This window comes from Virgisporangium aliadipatigenens (assembly GCF_016863615.1).
Classification (GTDB): domain Bacteria; phylum Actinomycetota; class Actinomycetes; order Mycobacteriales; family Micromonosporaceae; genus Virgisporangium; species Virgisporangium aliadipatigenens.
Window position 1 is genome coordinate 255,748 of the sequence record NZ_BOPF01000009.1, and the last position, 18,315, is coordinate 274,062.

Below are 18,315 nucleotides of genomic sequence, written 5' to 3' on the forward strand. Positions count from 1 at the left end.
GAGCGGCAACTCCCAGCCCCGCGCGACGCGGGATTCCATGGCAGGGACACGGCCCGCACGACCGACGAGAAAGGCGGCAAGTGATGGTCAACCCATTCACCACGCACGCGGAACTGTTCGATCTGAGCGGAAAGCGCGCGCTCGTCACCGGTGGCACCAGGGGCATCGGGATGATGATCACGCGTGGCCTTCTCCAGGCGGGCGTGCGCGTGGTCATCAGTTCCCGCGACGCGGAGGCATGCGCTCGGGCACAGGAACAGCTGTCGACGTTCGGTGAGGTGCGGGCCGTCCCCGCCGACCTGTCCCGCCACGACGAGTGTCGACGACTGTCCGGCCTCGTCACCGCCGACTCCGAGCGCCTCGACATTCTGGTCAACAACGCGGGCGCCGTATGGGACGAGCCGCTGGAGACGTTCCCGGACGCGGCCTGGGACACGGTCGTCGACCTGAACCTGAAGTCGCCGTTCTGGCTGGTCCAGGAGCTGCTGCCGGCACTTCGCAGGGCCGGCACCGCCGACGATCCCGCGCGGGTCATCAACATCGGCAGCATCGCCGCAATCCACATCCCGCAGCGGCCGAACTACTCGTACTCCAGCAGCAAGGCCGCACTGCATCAGCTCACCAGGGTCCTCGCCAAGGAACTGGGCCCGCAGCACGTCACCGTCAACGCCGTGGCGCCCGGACCGTTCCGGTCGACGATGACGGCGGAGATCCTCGATCGGGTCGGCGAGAAGGTCGCAGCGTCGGCCCCATTGCGCCGGATCGGCCGCGACGACGACATGGCGGGTGTCGTCGTGTTCCTCGCCAGCCGGGCGGGCGCATACCTGACGGGGGCCGTGATCCCTGTCGACGGCGGCATCGCCACCACCGCGTAGGCCGCGTCGGGTTCTACAGCTGGGGCACCACCCGCAGGACCGCGCCGGTCGTGGGGTCGAGGAGCACGAGCAGGCCGCCGCCGCGGGCGTAGGCCGGGTCGGAGAGCAGGACCTCGACTCCCGCGGCGGAGCGGGTGATCCGCGCGTCGGCGAGCGTGCCCTTGCCGCGTGCGGCGGCGGTGGTGCGCGCGATGGCGATCAGCTCTTCGTCCGTCATGCGCTTCGGTCTACCCCGTCCGCTGCAGCGTCGCCGCGCTGATGGCGGTGTTGGCTCCGCCGAAGTCGTCGGTGATCGCGATCGTGACCGTCAGGCTCTGCCCGGGCTTCGATGCGCGATAGTCGAACGTGTACATCCAGTGGTACGACGATGCCCGCGGTGAGGTGTCGACGTAGGGCGTGCCCTGGTCGTCGCTGAGCGCCGCCGTGGTTCTGATCGCGCCGTTCCAATTTCCTATGTACAACCGCAGCCGGCGCCCGGTCTGGTCCGCCGGCACCTGAATTCGAAAGCCGTTGCCGGCGCCCGCGTTGTAGAGCACGGTCCGGGCACCCTCGACGGCCCGGGGGTTCGTGCCGTCGGTCCACGCGAAGGTGCTCCACGCATCTCGCACGTACAGCCGGAACGGCAGCTTCGACTGGTCGAACGATCCGGTCGGCGTGAGTGCACCGATCAGCGCCGTACCGCCCTGCCGGCGGATGACACAGCGACCGTCGCGCGGGCAGTCCTGGCGAGCCGGATGTCCGATGAATTCCGCGCCGCCGCCGTCACTGGCCAGGTAGCCCCAGTGGACCCAGTCCTCGGTGCCGTCGGCCGTGAGGTTCACGGTCCTGGGGGCGATCTCCACCTTGCCGGCCAGATTGCCGGGACTCGAGGGCCCCTGCCCCGGCACGACACTCGCGGATCCGCGGCCGCTGCCGGAGGGCACCGCCGCACCGGAACGCGGCGAGCGGTCGGAGTCGTCCGAACCGTGCGAACTTTGCGTAAAGACCGTAACGGCAACGACGACCCCGACGACGACCACGACCGAGGAAATCAACGGATGCGCGTTGACGAAACTCGGGAAGAATCCCAACCCCAGGTATTTCCTCTTGTCCTCCGGGGAGTTGATTCGATTGCGATCACCGGTGACGCTGTATGCGTCTCGGCCGCCCACGGCCACCGTCGAGTCCGGCGCCGCATTCACATTGTGTTGCAGATTCCGGTCACCGACCTGCACTCCGGTGCCGTCCTCGAACGTTATCGCGTACTTGCCGGCCTGCGTTCCCGCCGGATCCGTCAACGCCAGGAGTCGTCGCGCGGCGAACAGGATCCCTTCGTCCCGGTCGGCGCCGCACTCCGCGAGACCCGCGGCGAGGCGATCCGCCCACACCCAAGGCTCATCGGCCGACCGCGCGTCCAGCTGCGCCTGTACCGGACCACCCGGCAACCGTTCGTGCAGGAGGTTCTTGAATTCCGTGCGCAATCCGTCGACGGCCGCCCTTGCCGCCTGCGACGACTCGGGCATCACCCGCGCCGTCAACGCCGCAATGATCACTTCATCGCCGGTCATCACGCACCTCGCACAGATCCACGATCACCAACGGCGAACGCTCGCCATTCTTGCAATTCCGTACGACTCCGCGGCCCCGAAAAAGGCATCCGATCATCCTTAATCCGGTCACCCGATCGGCCATCCATTTCCATTCATGCGCGGCGCGACGGATGCCGGCCCGAGAAATGTGTACGGGTACACACGGCGGCAGCTTTGATAGGGGTAGGGACTGCCTTACCCCCGCGGGGGGCGCCAGCCGGGTTCTGGTGCGGTGCACGATCTTCGATCCTGATGCGGTCCGTCCGATCGCAGAAGGAGCGTCATGTCCCGCAGATCCAGGCTGATCTCCGCCACCGTCGTGGCCGGTGTCGCCGGCGCGCTGTTGGCGGTGACCGGCACCTCGTACGCGGATACCGCACCGACCCCCGGTGCGGCCGGTCTCGGCGACCGGTTGTACCCGTCGCTCGGCAACGGCGGGTACGACGTGCGCGACTACGACCTGAGGCTGGTGCACCGCACGAAGGATCCGAAGCAGACCGTCGCCGGCGACGTCACCATCGTGGCCGAGGCGACGCAGAACCTGTCCCGGTTCAACCTCGACTTCGCCGGGGGCGACGTCGGTGCGGTCTCGGTGAACGGCCGTCCGGCGCGGTTCACGCGGGAGGGCAGTGAACTCATCGTCACGCCGTGGCGCTTCCTGCCGGCCGGGCGCCGGTTCACCGTGACGGTCAGCGGCTTCACCGCCACACCGGCCCCGCCGGCCGACGACTCGATGATGGGCTTCCTCGCCACCCCGGACGGCACGGTGCTGGCCGGGCAGCCCGCGGCGTCGCAGCTGCTGTTCCCGAACAACAATCATCCGCGGGACAAGGCGACGTACACCGTCACGTTGACCGTGCCGCAGGGGTGGACGGGTACGGCCAGCGGTGTCCCGCGCGGTACGCGGACCGCGAACGGGTTCGTCAGTGCGACGTATCGGCAGGCGCAGCCGATGGCGAGCGAACTCCTGCAGGTCGCCGTCGGCGACTTCGTGGTGCACAGCCGGCCGCCGGTCGGGCGCACCGCCGTCCGGGACGTGGTGCCGCGCCGGCTCGCCGCCGAACTGCTGCCCCGCCTCGAGCAGGAACGCGCGCAGCTGGTGTGGATGGAGGGCAAGGTGGGCGCGTACCCGTTCGACAACTACGGCTCTCTGGTCGTGGAGGCCGAACTCGGCGGCGCGTTGGAGACGCAGACCCTCTCGCTCTACGACACCGGGCTCTTCGCGTTGCCCGACGCCTACGGAGCCGCCGCGATCATGACGCACGAGCTGGCGCACCACTGGTTCGGCGACAGCGTCTCGCCCTGGGCGTGGACCGACATCTGGCTGAACGAGGGCCACGCGCACTTCTACGAACTGATGCACGAGGAGGAGGCCGGCACGTTCGACAAGTACGGCGGCATGCCCGACCGGCAGGCCTACTTCAAGGCGGTCTACACGATGGGCAACCGCTTCCGCGCCGAGCACGGCCCGGTCGGCGCGCCGAAGGACTCGACGTCGTTCTTCCACGTCTTCAACCCGAACGTCTACCAGGGTGGCGCACTGGTCCTCTACGCCCTGCAGGAGAAGATCGGCGCCGCGACGTTCGAGCGGTTGGAACGGAGCTGGCTGTCGGCGTTCCGCGGGAAGTCGGCCTCGTCGCAGGACTTCATCGCCCTCGCGTCGCGGGTGGCCGGCGAGGACCTGGGGCCGTTCCTGACCGGGTGGCTGTACGGCACGACGATCCCGCCGATGCCGGGTCACCCCGACTGGACGGCCACCTGACCGCGCACGCCGGTGACGGCGACCGTTCCGGAGGCGGTCGCCTCGAGGTCGATGTCCGTCGGCACCTCGATGTCGTAGGCCACTTCGCACTTCACCGATATGTGGAACCCGCGGGGCGGCGCACACTCGGCGTTCAGCGTCAGGACCGAGCCGTCGAGGCGTTCGTCGAGCCACGGCTTCGTCAGCGCCCAGGCGAGGCGGTGGTGCGCGACGACCTCCGCACCGCCGCCGCGCACCGTCACCGGCCCGGCGGGGTTGTGCACGATCACGCGGCGCACGCCGGGATGTCTGGTGGTGCCGCTGCTGTCCTGTCCGGTCATCGCCGTCGCGGCCGTGACGGCGCCGATCAGCAGCACCAGCACCGTGAAGAGGGAGCCGCCGACCCGCCACCTCACGCGCGTCCGCCGTTCTCCAGGTAGTGCAGGACGGCGAGCACGCGGCGGTGGTCGGTGTCGGCCGGCACCAGGCCGAGCTTCGCGAAGATGCTGTTGACGTGCTTCTCCACCGAGTGGGCGCCGATGGCCAGGGCCGACGCGATCGCCGAGTTCGAACGCCCCTCCGCCATGGCGGCCAGCACCTCGGTCTCCCGCGGGGTCAGCCGGCGCATCGGACTCGTGCGGCGGCGGGCCAGCAGCTGGGCCACCACCTCCGGGTCCAGCGCCGTCCCGCCGGCGGCCACCCGACGCACCGCCTCGACGAACTCGTCGACGTCGGCCACCCGGTCCTTCAGCAGATAGCCGAGGCCGCCGGTGTACGCGACGAGCAGGTCGGCGGCGTACCGTTCCTCCACGTACTGGGACAGCAGCAGCACAGCGGTCTCCGGCCGGCGCCGCTTGAGCAGCCCGGCCGCCCGCACGCCCTCGTCGGTGAACGTCGGCGGCATCCGCACGTCCACCAGGGCGAGGTCGGGCTGAAGTCGTTCGACCGCATGCAGTAAGGCGTCGGGGTCGGCGACCGCGGCGACCACCTCGATACCGCGGCTGGCGAGCACCTGGGTCAGTCCGGCCCGCAGCAGCACCGAGTCCTCGGCGATCACGACCCGCACGGCAACTCCACCTCCACCAGCGTCGGTCCGCCCGTCGGGCTCTCGATCCGCAACGCGCCGTCGACCGAACCGACCCGTTGCGCCAGCCCGCGCAGGCCGCCGCCGGGCCGGTCGGCCGCTCCCCCGACGCCGTCGTCGATGACGGTCAGGCGCAGCCGGTCCGCGTCCCGGACGACGGCCACCTCGACCCGCTCGGCGCGGGCGTGGCGGGCGACGTTGGTCAGCGCCTCGGAGACCACGAAGTACGCGATCGCCTCGATCACCGGCGGGCAGCGCCGCGCCACGTCGACGCGCAGCTGCACCGGTTGCGGCGCACCGGCGACCAGACCGGACAGGGCGGCGTCCAGGCCCCGGTCGTTCAGCACGGCCGGGTGCAGGCCGCGGACGAAGTCGCGCAGTTCCGCCAGGGTCGCCTTGGCCTGCCGGTGGGCCTGTTCGACCAGGTCGCGGGCCGGCCCGTCGGGCACCTCGGTGCGCAGCAGGCCGAGCGTCATCGCCAGCGAGACGAGCCGCTGCTGGGTGCCGTCGTGCAGGTCGCGTTCGATGCGGCGGCGTTCCCCGTCGGCGGCGGCGACGGCCTCCGTGCGGGCCCGGGTCAGTTCGCGCAGGCGCGCGTTCAGGGCCTCGGTGGCGTTCGGGCCGAGCAGGCGCCGGGCCAGCAGCGCGTCCAGGCGCACCAGCCACCGCACCGCGACGGCCGCCACCACCAGCAGCCCCACCCCGGAGACCGCGAACACCGGCCGCTGCCCCGCGGCGAACAGCAGCCCCAGCCCGGTCGACGCGCTGCCCACCACGACGGCGAACGCGGCCGCCCCGAACGGCACCGCCAGCAGGTGGAACGCCGCCTGCCGGCGCAGCGCCGCGGCACCGCCGACCTCGGGGATGGCGACGTTCAGCAGCGCGGCGAAGCGTTGACGCTGCGCGGCGGTGCGCCTGGCGAGCACCCCGCGCAGCGGCCCGGCCGACACCGGAACGACCACCAGCGGCGGCAGCAGCAGCGCCACGCCGAGCAGCGCCACGGGCAGCCCGGTCACCACGTGAACGGTGGCCGTCCAGAGGCCGCGCCGGCGAGCGGGCTCGTCCTCGATCATGGGTCCCCACGGTAGCCACTGGCAACTACGTGCCAGCGAACCCTGTCGACGGCTTCCCGCCTGTCCAATTGCCGTGCACCGACCCCGGTGTACGCCAATGGAGGAGGCAGGCGATGAACGCCGCGAAAACCGAGTTTCTCGACGATCTCGAAAACGAGTTCGGCGGGGCCGACGAGCCGACCGCGTCGCAGACCCCCCGCCCGGGTCGGCGACGCAAGCGCCTGGTGGTGACCGGCCTGGCAGCCGCGCTGATCGGCGGGCTGTTCGCGCTGAACCCGACGCCCGCCACCGCGGCCGACGCCTGCGTGAAGCCGAACTTCGTCCGGTCGACCCACTACAAGTTCTGCTCGCTGTACGCGTCGACCAAGCACGAGTACCGCCGCACGGAGACGAAGTCCAGCGGCGGGCACGTCATGACCTGCCACCACTTCTGGTCCAGCTACCGCAGCCCGTGCTCCTCCGGCGACTTCGCGACGAAGGCGTGCCGAGCGGCTTGAGATCTCGCGGCGCCCCGGTCCACCCGGGCCGGGGCCCCGCCTACGGCTGGAGGATCCGTGTCATCGCCGTTCCTGCGCAACGTCTACGAACCCATACCCGCGGCCGGCTCCCTGGACCTAGCGCCGCTGCCGGCCCCGTGGCCGGTGACGGTCGCCGTCGTGGCCCGCGACGAGGAGCGCGCCATCGGCCGCTGTCTCGACAGTGTGCTGGCCGCGCCGGTCGACGCCGTGCTGGTGCTGGACACCGGTTCGACCGACCGGACGCTTGCCGTCGTCGCCGAGCGGAGCGACCCGCGGCTCGAGGTGGTGAGCCGCCGGTGGGAGAACTCGTTCGCGGCGGCCCGCAACGCGGCCATGAAACGCGCCCGGACCGGCTGGATCATGTTCGTCGACGCCGACGAGTGGCTCGCCCCGGGCACCGCCGAACTGCTGCGCCCCTGCCTCAGCGGCTTCGAGACGGACCCCGACATCGGGCTGGCCGCATTGGCGCCGAACATCATCGACGCCGACAGCGGCGTGCAGTACCGCGACATCGCCCGCATCATGCCGACCTGGTCGCTGCGCTGGCACGGCGCGGTGCACGAGTATCCCCACGTGCCGGGGCTGGACGTCGTTCCCGGCCTGCTGGGCGTCGAACTGGGGCTGCTGCACGACGGCTACCGGCCGCAGATCGCCAAGGCGAAGGGCAAACGCGAACGCAACACGGTGTTGGCCGCCCGCGCCCGGCACGACGAGCCGGAGAACCCGCGCTGGATCTTCTTCGCCCTGCGGGACGGTATGTGGGACATGGACAGCGCCGCCATCGTCGAACTGTGCACCGCGCTCACCGGCGCCGACCGGCGCGGCCGCGGCGACCGGCACTCGCCCGAGTCGTACCACCGCCGGGCGCTCGCCCACGCCTGCACCCGGCTGGCCCAGCTCGGCGACTGGATCCAGGTGTTCGAGTACTGCCGGCGGCTCGACCGGATGAGCCCGCCGGCGAGCCCCGACACCGTCTACTTCCGGGGCCTGCACGAACTGTTCCACGGCGCCGGCGCCACCCCGGCCGCGCTGCTGGCCGCCACCCGGGCGCGCAAGGACGCGGACACGGTCGCCCGCAGCGGCCTCGACCCGCAGGGCCGCCACCTCGACGCGCTGATCGGCGCGTACCTGCACGAACTGAAGGGACGCGACGCGGCGAACGCCTACCTGAGCATGTGCCACGAGTGGACCGACCCGTTCTTCGACGGCTCGCGGCGGCGTGGACGGTCGGCCCGGGACCGTCGGGTGAGCGCCTGACGCGGCGGTCCCGGGCGAAGTGATGGCCTCAGCGAGGAGGACCGGGCGGCTGCTCGGCGAGGAGTTCGAGGAGGCCCTCGGGCGGGTTGTCGCCGAAGAGGCTCTCCATCAGCTCCTCGTCCCGCGGCACCTCGGCCGTGCGCGGGAACATCGCCCGTTCGTAATCGGCGAGCGCGGACTCGACGTCGCCGGGCCGGGCGGCGATGGCCCGGGCCAGTTCGGCGCCGTCGAGCATGGCCAGGTTGGCGCCCTCGCCGTTCGGGGGGACCAGGTGTGCGGCGTCGCCGACCAGGGTCACGCCCGGCACCCGTTCCCAGCGGTGGCCGAGCGGCAGCCCGTAGTGCGGGCGCAGCGTCGTTCCGCTGTCGGTGTCGGTGATCAGCGCGGTCAGTTCCGGCGCCCAGCCGTCGAACTCCCGCGCGATCCGGGAAGCGGCGGCCGGATCGGTGAAGTCGACGGCGTCGAACCATTCCAGCGGGCGGGTCAGGGAGATGTACGCGTGCAGGGTGTCGCCGCGTTCGCGGTGGGCGAAGATGCCCTTGCCGTCGCCGGGCGCCATCATCGAGCCGTCGCCGACCGCCCGCGCCGCCGCCCGGTGGCGGGTGTCGGCGTCGTACAGGTACGTCTCGACGTATGCCTCGCCGGCGTACTCGGGGACGGCGTCGGACAGCAGCGGGCGCACCCGCGACCAGGCCCCGTCCGCGCCGACCAGCAGGTTCGTCTCCACCGTGCCGCCGTCGGCGAAGCGCACCTCGTGCCGTCCGCCGCCGAGGCCGCGCACGCCGGCGACCCGGCGCCCCCACCGGACGGTGCCCGCCGGGAGCGCGTCGAGCAGGAGCCCGCGCAGGTCGGCGCGTTGCACCTCGGGACGCCCGCCGGTGCCGTCGTCGCGCTTGTCGAAGACGACCGTGCCGTCCGGGGTGAGAAACCGCATGGCCTGCCGGCCCTGCAGGACGATTCGGTCGAACGCCGTCAGCAGGCCGGCCGCCTCGAGCGCGAGCTGCCCGTTGTAGTCGTGGATGTCGAGCAGGCCGCCCTGGGCGCGCGCCGTCGGTGACGCGTCGGCCTCGTAGACGGCGGCGGTGATGCCGTGCAGGTGCAGCACCCGGGCGAGAACCAGCCCGCCGAGGCCGGCACCGATGATCGTGACCGCGGGTTCCATGATGTTCTCCCTCACGCCCGGGACTTCCGGATGGCCGCGCCCACGAGGATGAACCCGATCAGGAACGGATAGATGATGCCGCGTTCGCACAGCCCGATGAGGACGCCGGCGCCGGAGGCGAGCACCGTCCCGAAGGCCACCAGCGAGAGCAGCCCGGCGATCCCGAACGCCACCAGGACCCGGCCCAACCCCGGCGAGATGCCGAGCTGCCGGTGCGCCCGGCCGAGCAGCATCGACAGCACGTTGCCCGCGACGAACCCGGCCATGGCGCCCAGCCCGTGATAGTCGGCCGTGCCGTCGTCCCCCGATCCCGGGAACGCCGCCACCAGAGCCATGCCGACCGCCAGCACCGACCCGGCCGCGATCAGCGCCGCGCGGCGCCGACCCGGCAGGCCGCGCAGCAGGGCGACGCCGACCAGCGCGGCGAACCCCGACAGGAAGAAGCCGCTGTTCATCACCCACGCGAGCGGCGAGTACATGTACTGCCCGAACGCGGTGAGCGGGCCGTGCACCCCGAGATTGCTGATGAAGTGGTGCGTGTAGCTGTAGGGCGGATCGCTCCACGCCGCCGCGGCGATGAACTCCGCGGTGAAGTAGACGCCGCCGCTGGCGATGAGCGCCGCCGCGGCCGCGCGTCGCTGTCGAATGTCGTTCATGGTTCCCTCCTGGTGGTCCGGCCCGCGAAGACTGGCCCGGGGCGCTCCCACGGCACTCCCACGGCGCTGTCACCGGCCGGCCGTCGATTTGGGCCGCGCGGCGGCGACGCGCGAAGATCGGGCGATGCGGGGGAACGATCGGCTGCGCGTCACGCTGCTCGACGCGTTCCGGGTGACCCGCGGCGAGGTCGTGCTGACCGTTCCCGGGGCGCGGCTGCGGGGGCTGCTGGTGCGCCTGGCGCTCGCCGGTGGCCACGCCGTCGAGCCGGCCGTGCTGATCGGCGCGATCTGGGCGGAGGAGCCGCCGTCCGCTCCCGCCGCCGCGCTGCAGAACCTGGTCTCCCGGCTGCGGCGGGCCCTCGACCCGGCCGGCGCCGCCCGGGACACCGTCGCGCAGGACGCGGCCGGGTACCGGTTGGCCGTGCAGCCGTCGGATGTCGACGCGGTGCGCTTCGAGCGGTGCGCGGCCGCCGGGCGGGAGCGGCTACGGGCGGGTGATCCGGAGGCGGCCCGTGCGGCGCTTGCCGAGGCCGTGGCCCTGTGGGGCGAACATCCGGGCGCCGAACCCGCGCTCGTCGCCGCCGTGGCGCCGGCGGTCGCCACCCGGTTGGCGCGGGTGTCGTTCGAGACGGTCGCCGACCTGGCCGACGCGGAGCTGGCGCTGGGGCTGGCCGAGGCGGCCGCCGGCCGGCTGGGTGTCCTGCTGGGCGCCGAACCGGGCCACGAGCGGGCGGCCGCGCTGCTGATGGACGCGTTCGCGGCGCAGGGGCGCCAGGCCGAGGCGCTGGCCGTCTACGAACGGGTCCGCGAGCGGCTGGCCGACACCCTGGGCGCCGACCCGGGCACCGCGCTGCGGGAACGGCACCTGCGCCTGCTGCGCGGCGCCGCGACGGCGGCTCCGGTCGGCGAGCATCGGCCGCGCTCCGCCGGTTCCCCCGAAAATCTGCCGGCACCGGTGACCAGCTTCGTCGGCCGCGACGACGACCTCGACCGGGTCGGGGTCCTGCTCGCCTCCGGACGCCTGGTCACCGTGCTCGGCCCGGGCGGCGCCGGGAAGACCCGGCTCGCGTTGGAGGCGGCGCGCCGCTACGGCCGCGACTATCCCGACGGCGCCCGGCTGATCGACCTCGCGGCGGTGGCCGAACCGACGAAGATCGCCGCGGCGGTGCACGCCGGCATCGGGCCCCGGGCCGGCCGGCTGCTCGACGCCCGCCCGCACGGCCCCGACGACGAACTGGACGGCCTCGCCGGCGAGCTGCGCGGCCGGGAGATCCTGCTGCTGCTCGACAACTGCGAGCACCTGATCCACGGCGTCGCGCACCTGGCTTCGGCGCTGCTGTCCCGCTGCCCCCGCCTGCGGGTCATCGCCACCAGCCGGGAACCCCTCGCGGTCGACGGCGAGGCGCTGGTGCCGCTGGCCCCGCTCGCGCTGCCCGATCCGGACGACACCGTCGAGCGGGCCCGCGCGGCGGCGGCGGTGCGGCTGTTCACCGAACGGGCGACGGCCGTGCGGCCCGGGTTCGCCGTCGACGGGAGCACGCTCGCCGACGTCGTGCGGGTGGTGCGCGGCCTCGACGGGCTGCCGCTCGCCCTCGAACTGGCCGCCGCCCGGCTGCGCACGCTGGCCCTGCCGGATCTGGCCGACGGGCTCTCCGACCGGTTCCGGCTGCTGAACGCCGGCAACCGCACCGCACCGCCCCGGCACCGGACGCTGCGCGCGGTGATCGCCTGGAGCTGGGAGCTGCTCGACGCGCACGAGCGCACCGTCGCCGAACGGATCTCCGTCCTGCCGGGCGGCGTCACGCGCGCCTCGGCCGCCGCCGTGTGCGCCGGCACCGGCGTGCCCGCCGAGGAGATCCCGAACCTGCTCGCCGCGCTGGTCGACCGTTCGCTGCTGCAGCTGGGCCCGGGCGCCGGCCGCTACCGCATGCTGGAGACCATCCGCGAGTACGGCACCGAACGGCTGCGCGCCGCCGGCGACCTCGACCCGGTCCGCGACCTGGCTGCGGCGTACTTCGCCGGGCTCGTGGCCGAACACGACCCGCTGCTGCGCGGGCCCGGTCAGCGCGCCGCCGTGCGGGTCGTCGCCGCCGAGTACGACAACACGCTCGCCGCCCTGCGGCACCGCTGCGCCACCCACGACGCGACCGGCGCGATCGCGCTCACCCTGGCCCTCACCTGGTACTGGCAGATGTCGGGCCGGCACGCCGACGCCGTGCACTGGCTGGGCGAGGCGCTGGCGGTGCCCGGCGGCGGGCCGACGCCCGAACGCGACTGCGCCCGCGCCGCCCTCCTGCTGCACCGGGCCGACGTCCTGTCCGGGATCACCGCCGGCGAGGCCGAGCGGGACCGCGCGCAGATGCGCGAACTCGCCGACCGGCTCATCGCCCACCCGGACCTGCCCGGTCACCATCGCGTGATCGGCCCGATCCTGCTCTTCCTGCGCGACGAGCAGGACCCGCTCGAGAACTTCCGACGCCTGGCCGACGGCGACGACGGCTGGACGGCCGGGCTGGCCCACCTGTTCCTGGCCGAGATCGCCGAGAACACGGGTGCGCTCGACCGGATGCTCGGGCACGTGGAGACCGCCCTGGAACGCTTCGGGCGGTCCGGCGACGATTGGGCCCGCGCCGCCGTGCTGTCGATGCGGGCGCGGGTGCGCCGCTACGACGATCTCGACGGGGCGCTCGCCGACCTCGACGAGGCCCGCGCCCTGGCCGGGGAGTTCGGGGCGCTCAGCCTCGGCGACGAGTTCCACGGCGATCTGCTCCGGCTCGACCTGCGGCTGCGGCGCGGCGACCTGGACCGGGCGACCGAGGTCCTCGCCACCGCCCGGGAGCGCGCGCGGCGGGCGTCCTCGACGGAGATGCGGGTGCTGGTCGCGGCGTGGGAGGCAACGCTGCGGCTGCGGCTCGGCGAACCGGACCGGGCGCGCGCCCTGCTCGACGACGCCGAACGGGACGCGCTGCGCACCGACCACGCCCGGGCCGTGGTCGACAGCGCGCGGGTCGCGCTCCGCCTGGCCCTGGGCGATCCGCCCGGTGCGCAGCGGGCGCTGCGCGCGGCGTACGGGTCCGCGGCGGCGACCCGCGAACTGCCGATCCTGGCGCCGGTCGCGGTGCACGCCGCCGCACTCGCCGACACCCTGGGGCGGCCCGACGAGTCGGCCGCGCTGCTCGGGGTCGCCGCGCGGCTGCGGGGTGCGCACGACCGCACCGACCCGCAGGTCCGCGAACTCACCCGGCGGGGCCGGGCCGCGCTGGGCGAGGAGGGGTTCGCCGCGTCCTACGCGCGGGGCCGGGAGGCGGACGGGGAAACGGCGCGCGCCCGGCTGCGTGCCGTACTGTTCGCCCCGTGAGCCTGACGTTCGCCGTTCGCGGGTCGGACTCGCCGTGGGTCGACTGCGTGTGGACCTGCACGAGCGAGCGCGTCACCGAGATGACCTCCGTCGCCACGGCCAGCTGGGGGCTGGTGTTCTGGACGCGTGCCGGCGAGGCGTTCGCGGCCGTCTCCGGCCCCGAGACCGCGACCGGTACCGCGCCGGTGCCGGAGGGCGCCACGTTCGTCGGCATCGAGTTCGCCGTCGGCACCTCCCTGCGCAACCTCCCGGCGTCGGCGCTCGTCGACGCCGGGGCCGCGCTGTCGGACACCACCCGCCGCGGCTTCCGCCTCGACGGTTCGCGCTGGGAGACCCCCGGTGCCGACGACGCCGAGGCCCTGGTCGGCCGCCTGGTCCGCGCCGGGACGGTCGGGCGTGACCCGCTGGTCACCGAGGTGCTGCGCGGTCACCGTCCGCCGGTGTCGGATCGGACGGTCGAACGGCGGTTCCGGGCGGCGACGGGCCTGACCCACGGCGCCGTGCGGCAGATCGAGCGCGCCCGCACGGCCGCCACCCGCCTCGCGCTCGGCGACCCGGTGGCCGACGCCGTCGCCGCGTTCGGCTACTTCGACGAGCCGCACCTGGCCCGGGCGCTGCGCCGCTACGTGGGACGGACCGCGGGCCAGCTCCGCGACGGCAGCGGCGGCGCGCTAGCCCTCTCCCTCGATCAGCGCACCACCTCGTAGATCACCTTCAGCACGCCGTTCTTGTACGCCTCGGACTCCCGCAGGCGCAGCCGCTGCCCGTCCCGATCGGCCGTGCTGAACAGCCTCTTGCCCGCACCGAGCAGCACCGGGAACACGAGCAGGTGGTACCGGTCGATGAGGCCGGCGTCGGAGAGCCGGCGGGCCGTCTCCGCGCTGCCGTGGATGAAGATCGCCCCGCCCGCGGTCTCCTTGAGCGCGGCGACCTCCGCGCTCGAACGCAGGATCGTGGTCGGCCCCCACCCGTCGACCAGCGCGTCGTCGGGCAGCGTGCTCGACAGCACGTACTTCGGCAGTTCCTTGTAGGCGGCGTGATCCTCGGAGTCCCGCCACACCGGCGCGAACGCCTCGTAGCTGCGACGCCCGAACAGCAACGCCGTCGTGTCGGCCAGTTCCTCGCCCTTGAGCGCGAACGCCTCGGGCAGGAAGTCGTGCGCCACCCAACCGCCGCTGCGGTGCTCCTCCCCCGGCCCACCGCCCGGCGAGTCCACCACGCCGTCCACCGACATGAACCCGGTGTAGACCAGTTCGCGCATCGTCCCGTCTCTCCTCACGATCGAACGCCTCAGGCAACGCCCGTCAGGTTAGGGACCGCCGGCGGCCGCTGTCTTGGACAGAACCGACGCTCAGCCCTCTGCGTCACCGGGTCCCGAGGGCCTCGAGGGCTTCGCGCTGGCCGCGCGCGGCGAGCCGGTCGGCGCGTTCGTTCTCCACGTGGCCGGCGTGGCCCTTGACCCAGTGCCAGACCACCTCGTCGTGCCGGGCGACGGCGGCTTCGAGTTCGCGCCACAGGTCGGCGTTCTTGACCGGCTGGCCGTCCTTGGTGCGCCAGCCGTTGCGCTTCCAGTTCGCCATCCAGGACATGATGCCGTTGCGCACGTACGTGCTGTCGGTGTGCAGGTCGACGACGGAGGGGCGGGTCAGTGCGCCCAGTGCCCGGATCGGCGCGGTGAGTTCCATCCGGTTGTTGGTCGTCGGCGTCGCCTCGCCGCCGCACAGCTCCCGCTCGGCGGCGCCGTAGCGCAGCAGCGCACCCCAGCCGCCCGGCCCCGGGTTGCCGCGGCACGCGCCGTCGGTCCAGATCTGTACCCGCACCGTGCCCGTCATCGGGACAACCTACCGTGATCACCCGTTCGGGGTCCCGGGCCGGTCGAGGGCCCCCAGGTGTACGCGGATGGCGGCGATGGTGGTCTCCTCGTCGTCGGTGCGGTGCAGGCCGAGGCCGGTGAGCACGTCCAGCGCGACGCGCCAGTGTTCACGGGCGCGCACCGGCTGGTCGAGGGAGTGATAGGCGTGCGCGAGCCCGTCGTGGGCACGGGCCTGATCGGCGGGCTGGCCGAGCTCGCCGGCCAGGGCGAGGGCGCGGCGGTGGTGGGCGATCGCCCCATCGGAGTCGCCGGCGGCGTGGCGCAGCCGGCCCAGGCCCTGGCGCGCCTCGAACTCGAAGTTGCGGTCGTCGTTGCGGCGGGCCAGCGCGAGCAGCTGCCGGTAGTGCGCGGCGGCCTGCTCCTGCCGGCCCTGACGGCCGTAGATGTGACCGAGGCCGGTCAGCGCGGTCAGCTCGCCGACCTGGTTGCCGGTGACGCGGGCGGCCGGCAGCGCCTGCTGGAAGTAGGTGGCTGCCTCGGCGTGCCGGCCCTGCACCCGGTGGATCTGGCCGAGGCCGTTGAGCGCGTCCAGCTCGCCGGGGCGGTTGCCGGTCGCGCGGGCGATCCGCAACGCCCGGCCGAAGTGGTCGGCGGCCTCCGCGTAGCGGCCCTGCACCCAGTGCACCCGGGCGAGGCCGTTCAGCGCGTCCAGCTCGCCGGGCCGATCGCCGATCGCGCGGGCGATCTCCAGGGCCTGCCGGCAGTGGTCGCCGGCCTCGTCGTAGCGGCCCTGCCGCCGGTAGATCTGGCCGAGGCCGTTCAGCGCGGCCAGTTCCGCGGCGCGGTGTCCGGTCTCCCGGCCGGTCCGCAACGCCCGGCCGAAGTGGTCGGCGGCCTCCGCGTAGCGGCCCTGCTGACGGTAAATGTGGCCGAGGCCGTTCAGCGCGGCCAGTTCGTCGGCGGGCCGGCCGGTGCCGCGGGCCGCGGTCAGGGCCTGGTGGTGCAGGGTCTCGGCGTCCCGGTACCGGCCCCGGGTGCGCAGGTGCCGGTGCAGGATCGCCGACAGGTGCAGGACGTGCTCCGGCCGGTCGTGCGCGTGGGCGTACGTGGCGGCCGCGAGCAGGTTGGGCAGTTCGGCGTCGAGCCACTCCCACGCCGCCGCCGGCGTGGTCAGCCGCGAACCGGGCGGGTCGGCGGGAGGCAGCCGCGGGCGGTACTCCCGTTCGGACGGGTAGGCGACGTCCATCGCCAGCAGCGCCGTGTGCCGGTAGTGGTCAAGCAGCCGGGTCAACGCGGCGTCCGCCGCCGGTGGGGCCGGCCCGTCGGCCGCGGTGTGCGCGGCGTGCGCGCGGGTCAGGTCGTGGAACCGGTATCGGCCGGGAACGGGCTCCTGGAGCAGGTGCGCCTCCAGGAGGCGGTCGAGCGTGCGCCCCGCGTCGGCCACGGTGGACCCGAGCAGCGCGGCGACGGCGTGCGGGTCGATGTCGACGCCGGGGTGCAGGCCCAGCAGGCGGTAGGCGTGCCGCTGCGGCGGGGCCAGGTGCCGGTAGGAGAGGTCGAGCGCGGCGGTGACGCTGCGCTGCCCGGCCTCCAGTTCGCCGAGCCGGTGCTGCCGGTCGCGCAGCCGGGCCACCAGGTGGGAGACGTCCCAGGTGCGGTGCGAACGCAGCCGGGCCGCGGCGATGCGGATCGCCAACGGCAGCCGGCCGCACAGCTCCACCAGTTCGGCCAGCAGCTCGGAGGGCTCGTCGGCGAGCCGGTCCGTGCCGACGCTCCGGGTGAACAGCGCGACCCCGTCTGACGTGGGCAGGGTGTCCAGGGAGAGCGTGCCGGTCCGGTCGAGGCCGGCCAGCCGGTGCCGGCTGGTGATCAGGACCAGGCAGCCGGGCGCGCCGGGCAGCAGCGGCGCCACCTGCGCCTCGGTGGCGGCGTTGTCCAGCAGCACGAGCATCCGCCGATCCGCGAGCCGGGTGCGGTATAGCCCGGCGCGTTCCGCCACGCCGGACGGGATCTGTGTCCCGGGAACGCCCAACGCGCGCAGCAGCTGGTCGAGCGCCTCGCCCGGCTCGCGCGGCGCGGTCCCCGGCGTGTGGCCGTGCAGGTCGATGAAGAGCTGGCCGTCCGGATACCGGCCGGCGAGGCGGTGTCCCGCGTGCACGGCGAGCGCCGACTTGCCCACGCCGGCCATCCCGTCGATGGCGCTGATCACCACCGTGGACGCGTCGTGCAGCCGCTCCAGCTCGGCGAGTTCGCGGGTACGGCCGGTGAACATCTGCGGCGGCGCCGGCAGCTGTCTCGGCACCCGCCCGTCGGGCCGCCGCGCGGTGTCCGGCCCGGCCTCCGGTCGGCTGTCGCCGCGCAGGATCGCCTGGTGCGCCCGTTGCAGCTCGGGGCCGGGGTCGGTGCCCAGCTGGTCGACCAGCCGCTGGCGGACGGCCGCGTAGTGCTCCAGCGCCTCGGCTCCCCGGCCGGCGGCGTGCAGTGCCCGCATCGTCGCCGCCGCCAGCGGTTCGACCAAGGGATGATCGACCGCCACGTCGCGCAACCGGCCGACGACGGCCTCGTGGTTACCCAGCCGCGTCTCCGCCCTTGCCCACGCGATCACGGCGTCCACCCGGTGCTGACGCCAGGTCTCTCGCAACCGGGCGAACCACGGGCCGGGAAGGTCCGCCACGGGCGCGCCCCGCCACAGCTCCAGCGCCTCGCGCAGCAGCTCCGCGCGGCGGCCGTCGTCGTGGCCGCGATCGCGGGCCCGCTCCACCAGGCGATGGAAGCGGTGCAGGTCCACCCGGTCGCGGTCGATGTCGAACACGTACCCGCCGGGACGCCGGTCCAGCCGCAGCGCGACGCCGTCGGCCTCGGCGACGCGGGCCAGCAGCCGCCGGATCCGCATGATGTGCGCATAGAGGGCGTTGCGCGCCTCGGCCGGCGGCGGGTCGTCCCAGACGCGTGCCACCAGCGTGTCGACCGCCACCGGGCGACCGGCGTCCACCACCAATGCGGCGAACACCGCCCGTTGCTTGGGCGGACCGAGGTCCAGCGGCCCGTCCTTCGACCGCAGCTGCACCGCCCCGAGTAGCCGAACCTCCGCCATGCCTCCCCCGTGACCGCAGTGGCGTCGATATCAATCGGTATCGGTGGATCGTACGCAGGCGCGGCGATAAGACGGTCGTAAGGTCGCCAACCAGACGGCGCCTCCAGAGTCGAGCA

General features: G+C 73.7%; 16 protein-coding genes. 6 read left to right on the forward strand and 10 right to left on the reverse strand.

Annotated features, from left to right (window positions below; all coding sequences use genetic code 11):
- Positions 1-83: 83 nt before the first annotated feature.
- On the forward strand, positions 84-875 hold the full coding sequence (locus Val02_RS15465; RefSeq protein WP_203899738.1) for an SDR family oxidoreductase: 792 nt from the start codon (positions 84-86) through the stop codon (positions 873-875).
- Positions 876-888: 13 nt separating this feature from the next.
- Here the strand turns inward: Val02_RS15465 and Val02_RS15470 are convergent, their stop codons facing one another.
- Together Val02_RS15470 and Val02_RS15475 are read right to left on the reverse strand one after the other, a co-directional pair.
- A complete protein-coding gene (locus tag Val02_RS15470; protein WP_203899739.1) occupies positions 889-1,092 on the reverse strand; it encodes a hypothetical protein in 204 nt (67 codons plus the stop codon).
- Positions 1,093-1,102: 10 nt separating this feature from the next.
- Positions 1,103-2,422 (reverse strand): hypothetical protein, encoded by a 1,320-nt coding sequence (locus tag Val02_RS15475; RefSeq protein ID WP_203899740.1) that lies wholly within the window; start codon positions 2,420-2,422, stop codon positions 1,103-1,105.
- Between the two features lie 304 nt (positions 2,423-2,726).
- Here Val02_RS15475 and Val02_RS15480 point away from each other — a divergent pair, with 304 nt between their 5' ends.
- A complete protein-coding gene (locus Val02_RS15480; RefSeq protein ID WP_203899741.1) occupies positions 2,727-4,205 on the forward strand; it encodes a M1 family metallopeptidase in 1,479 nt (492 codons plus the stop codon).
- Here the strand turns inward: Val02_RS15480 and Val02_RS15485 are convergent.
- Genes Val02_RS15485 through Val02_RS15495 form a run of 3 tightly spaced genes read right to left on the reverse strand, consistent with a single transcriptional unit; the run spans position 4,181 to position 6,341 of the window.
- Positions 4,181-4,600 (reverse strand): hypothetical protein, encoded by a 420-nt coding sequence (locus Val02_RS15485; protein WP_203899742.1) that lies wholly within the window; start codon positions 4,598-4,600, stop codon positions 4,181-4,183. The two genes, Val02_RS15480 and Val02_RS15485, sit on opposite strands and share 25 nt — an antisense overlap.
- Positions 4,597-5,250 (reverse strand): response regulator transcription factor, encoded by a 654-nt coding sequence (locus Val02_RS15490; RefSeq protein WP_203899743.1) that lies wholly within the window; start codon positions 5,248-5,250, stop codon positions 4,597-4,599. The genes Val02_RS15485 and Val02_RS15490 overlap by 4 nt, the downstream gene beginning before the upstream one ends.
- The gene (locus Val02_RS15495) at positions 5,238-6,341 is read right to left on the reverse strand and encodes a sensor histidine kinase (protein WP_203899744.1); all 1,104 of its coding nucleotides are present in this window, start codon (positions 6,339-6,341) and stop codon (positions 5,238-5,240) included. The genes Val02_RS15490 and Val02_RS15495 overlap by 13 nt, the downstream gene beginning before the upstream one ends.
- A gap of 113 nt (positions 6,342-6,454) precedes the next feature.
- On the opposite strand from Val02_RS15495, the gene Val02_RS15500 reads away from it, so the two are divergent.
- Positions 6,455-6,838, forward strand: a complete 384-nt coding sequence (locus Val02_RS15500; protein ID WP_203899745.1) for a hypothetical protein — start codon at positions 6,455-6,457, stop codon at positions 6,836-6,838.
- A 57-nt stretch (positions 6,839-6,895) separates the two neighbouring features.
- On the forward strand, positions 6,896-8,116 hold the full coding sequence (locus Val02_RS15505) for a glycosyltransferase (protein ID WP_203899746.1): 1,221 nt from the start codon (positions 6,896-6,898) through the stop codon (positions 8,114-8,116).
- 28 nt (positions 8,117-8,144) lie between these two features.
- On the opposite strand, the gene Val02_RS15510 is transcribed toward Val02_RS15505, so the two are convergent.
- Both Val02_RS15510 and Val02_RS15515 read right to left on the reverse strand, forming a co-directional pair.
- Positions 8,145-9,278 (reverse strand): FAD-dependent oxidoreductase, encoded by a 1,134-nt coding sequence (locus Val02_RS15510; RefSeq protein WP_203899747.1) that lies wholly within the window; start codon positions 9,276-9,278, stop codon positions 8,145-8,147.
- Between the two features lie 11 nt (positions 9,279-9,289).
- The gene (locus tag Val02_RS15515) at positions 9,290-9,934 is read right to left on the reverse strand and encodes a DUF998 domain-containing protein (protein WP_203899748.1); all 645 of its coding nucleotides are present in this window, start codon (positions 9,932-9,934) and stop codon (positions 9,290-9,292) included.
- Positions 9,935-10,058: 124 nt separating this feature from the next.
- On the opposite strand from Val02_RS15515, the gene Val02_RS15520 reads away from it, so the two are divergent.
- A complete protein-coding gene (locus tag Val02_RS15520) occupies positions 10,059-13,292 on the forward strand; it encodes an ATP-binding protein (RefSeq protein WP_203899749.1) in 3,234 nt (1,077 codons plus the stop codon).
- Complete coding sequence (locus Val02_RS15525) at positions 13,289-13,999, forward strand: helix-turn-helix domain-containing protein (protein WP_373317897.1); 711 nt, start codon at positions 13,289-13,291, stop codon at positions 13,997-13,999. The genes Val02_RS15520 and Val02_RS15525 overlap by 4 nt, the downstream gene beginning before the upstream one ends.
- On the opposite strand, the gene Val02_RS15530 is transcribed toward Val02_RS15525, so the two are convergent.
- The 3 genes from Val02_RS15530 to Val02_RS15540 form a co-directional block, all read right to left on the reverse strand.
- Positions 13,981-14,553 carry a dihydrofolate reductase family protein gene (locus Val02_RS15530; protein WP_203899824.1) on the reverse strand — a complete coding sequence of 191 codons (573 nt, stop codon included), beginning with the start codon at positions 14,551-14,553 and terminating at the stop codon, positions 13,981-13,983. The two genes, Val02_RS15525 and Val02_RS15530, sit on opposite strands and share 19 nt — an antisense overlap.
- Before the next feature lie 103 nt (positions 14,554-14,656).
- Positions 14,657-15,124, reverse strand: coding sequence for a ribonuclease HI (gene rnhA / locus Val02_RS15535; protein ID WP_203899750.1), 468 nt, complete (start codon positions 15,122-15,124; stop codon positions 14,657-14,659).
- Between the two features lie 18 nt (positions 15,125-15,142).
- A complete protein-coding gene (locus tag Val02_RS15540; RefSeq protein ID WP_203899751.1) occupies positions 15,143-18,199 on the reverse strand; it encodes an AfsR/SARP family transcriptional regulator in 3,057 nt (1,018 codons plus the stop codon).
- Positions 18,200-18,315: the final 116 nt, after the last annotated feature.

Coding starts and splice junctions, on each gene's coding strand:
- Val02_RS15465 (WP_203899738.1), top strand. CDS start 84: ATGGTCAACCCATTCACCACGCACGCGGAACTGTTCGATCTGAGCGGA.
- Val02_RS15470 (WP_203899739.1), bottom strand. CDS start 1,092: ATGACGGACGAAGAGCTGATCGCCATCGCGCGCACCACCGCCGCCGCA.
- Val02_RS15475 (WP_203899740.1), bottom strand. CDS start 2,422: ATGACCGGCGATGAAGTGATCATTGCGGCGTTGACGGCGCGGGTGATG.
- Val02_RS15480 (WP_203899741.1), top strand. CDS start 2,727: ATGTCCCGCAGATCCAGGCTGATCTCCGCCACCGTCGTGGCCGGTGTC.
- Val02_RS15495 (WP_203899744.1), bottom strand. CDS start 6,341: ATGATCGAGGACGAGCCCGCTCGCCGGCGCGGCCTCTGGACGGCCACC.
- Val02_RS15500 (WP_203899745.1), top strand. CDS start 6,455: ATGAACGCCGCGAAAACCGAGTTTCTCGACGATCTCGAAAACGAGTTC.
- Val02_RS15510 (WP_203899747.1), bottom strand. CDS start 9,278: ATGGAACCCGCGGTCACGATCATCGGTGCCGGCCTCGGCGGGCTGGTT.
- Val02_RS15515 (WP_203899748.1), bottom strand. CDS start 9,934: ATGAACGACATTCGACAGCGACGCGCGGCCGCGGCGGCGCTCATCGCC.
- Val02_RS15520 (WP_203899749.1), top strand. CDS start 10,059: ATGCGGGGGAACGATCGGCTGCGCGTCACGCTGCTCGACGCGTTCCGG.
- Val02_RS15530 (WP_203899824.1), bottom strand. CDS start 14,553: ATGCGCGAACTGGTCTACACCGGGTTCATGTCGGTGGACGGCGTGGTG.
- rnhA (WP_203899750.1), bottom strand. CDS start 15,124: ATGACGGGCACGGTGCGGGTACAGATCTGGACCGACGGCGCGTGCCGC.
- Val02_RS15540 (WP_203899751.1), bottom strand. CDS start 18,199: ATGGCGGAGGTTCGGCTACTCGGGGCGGTGCAGCTGCGGTCGAAGGAC.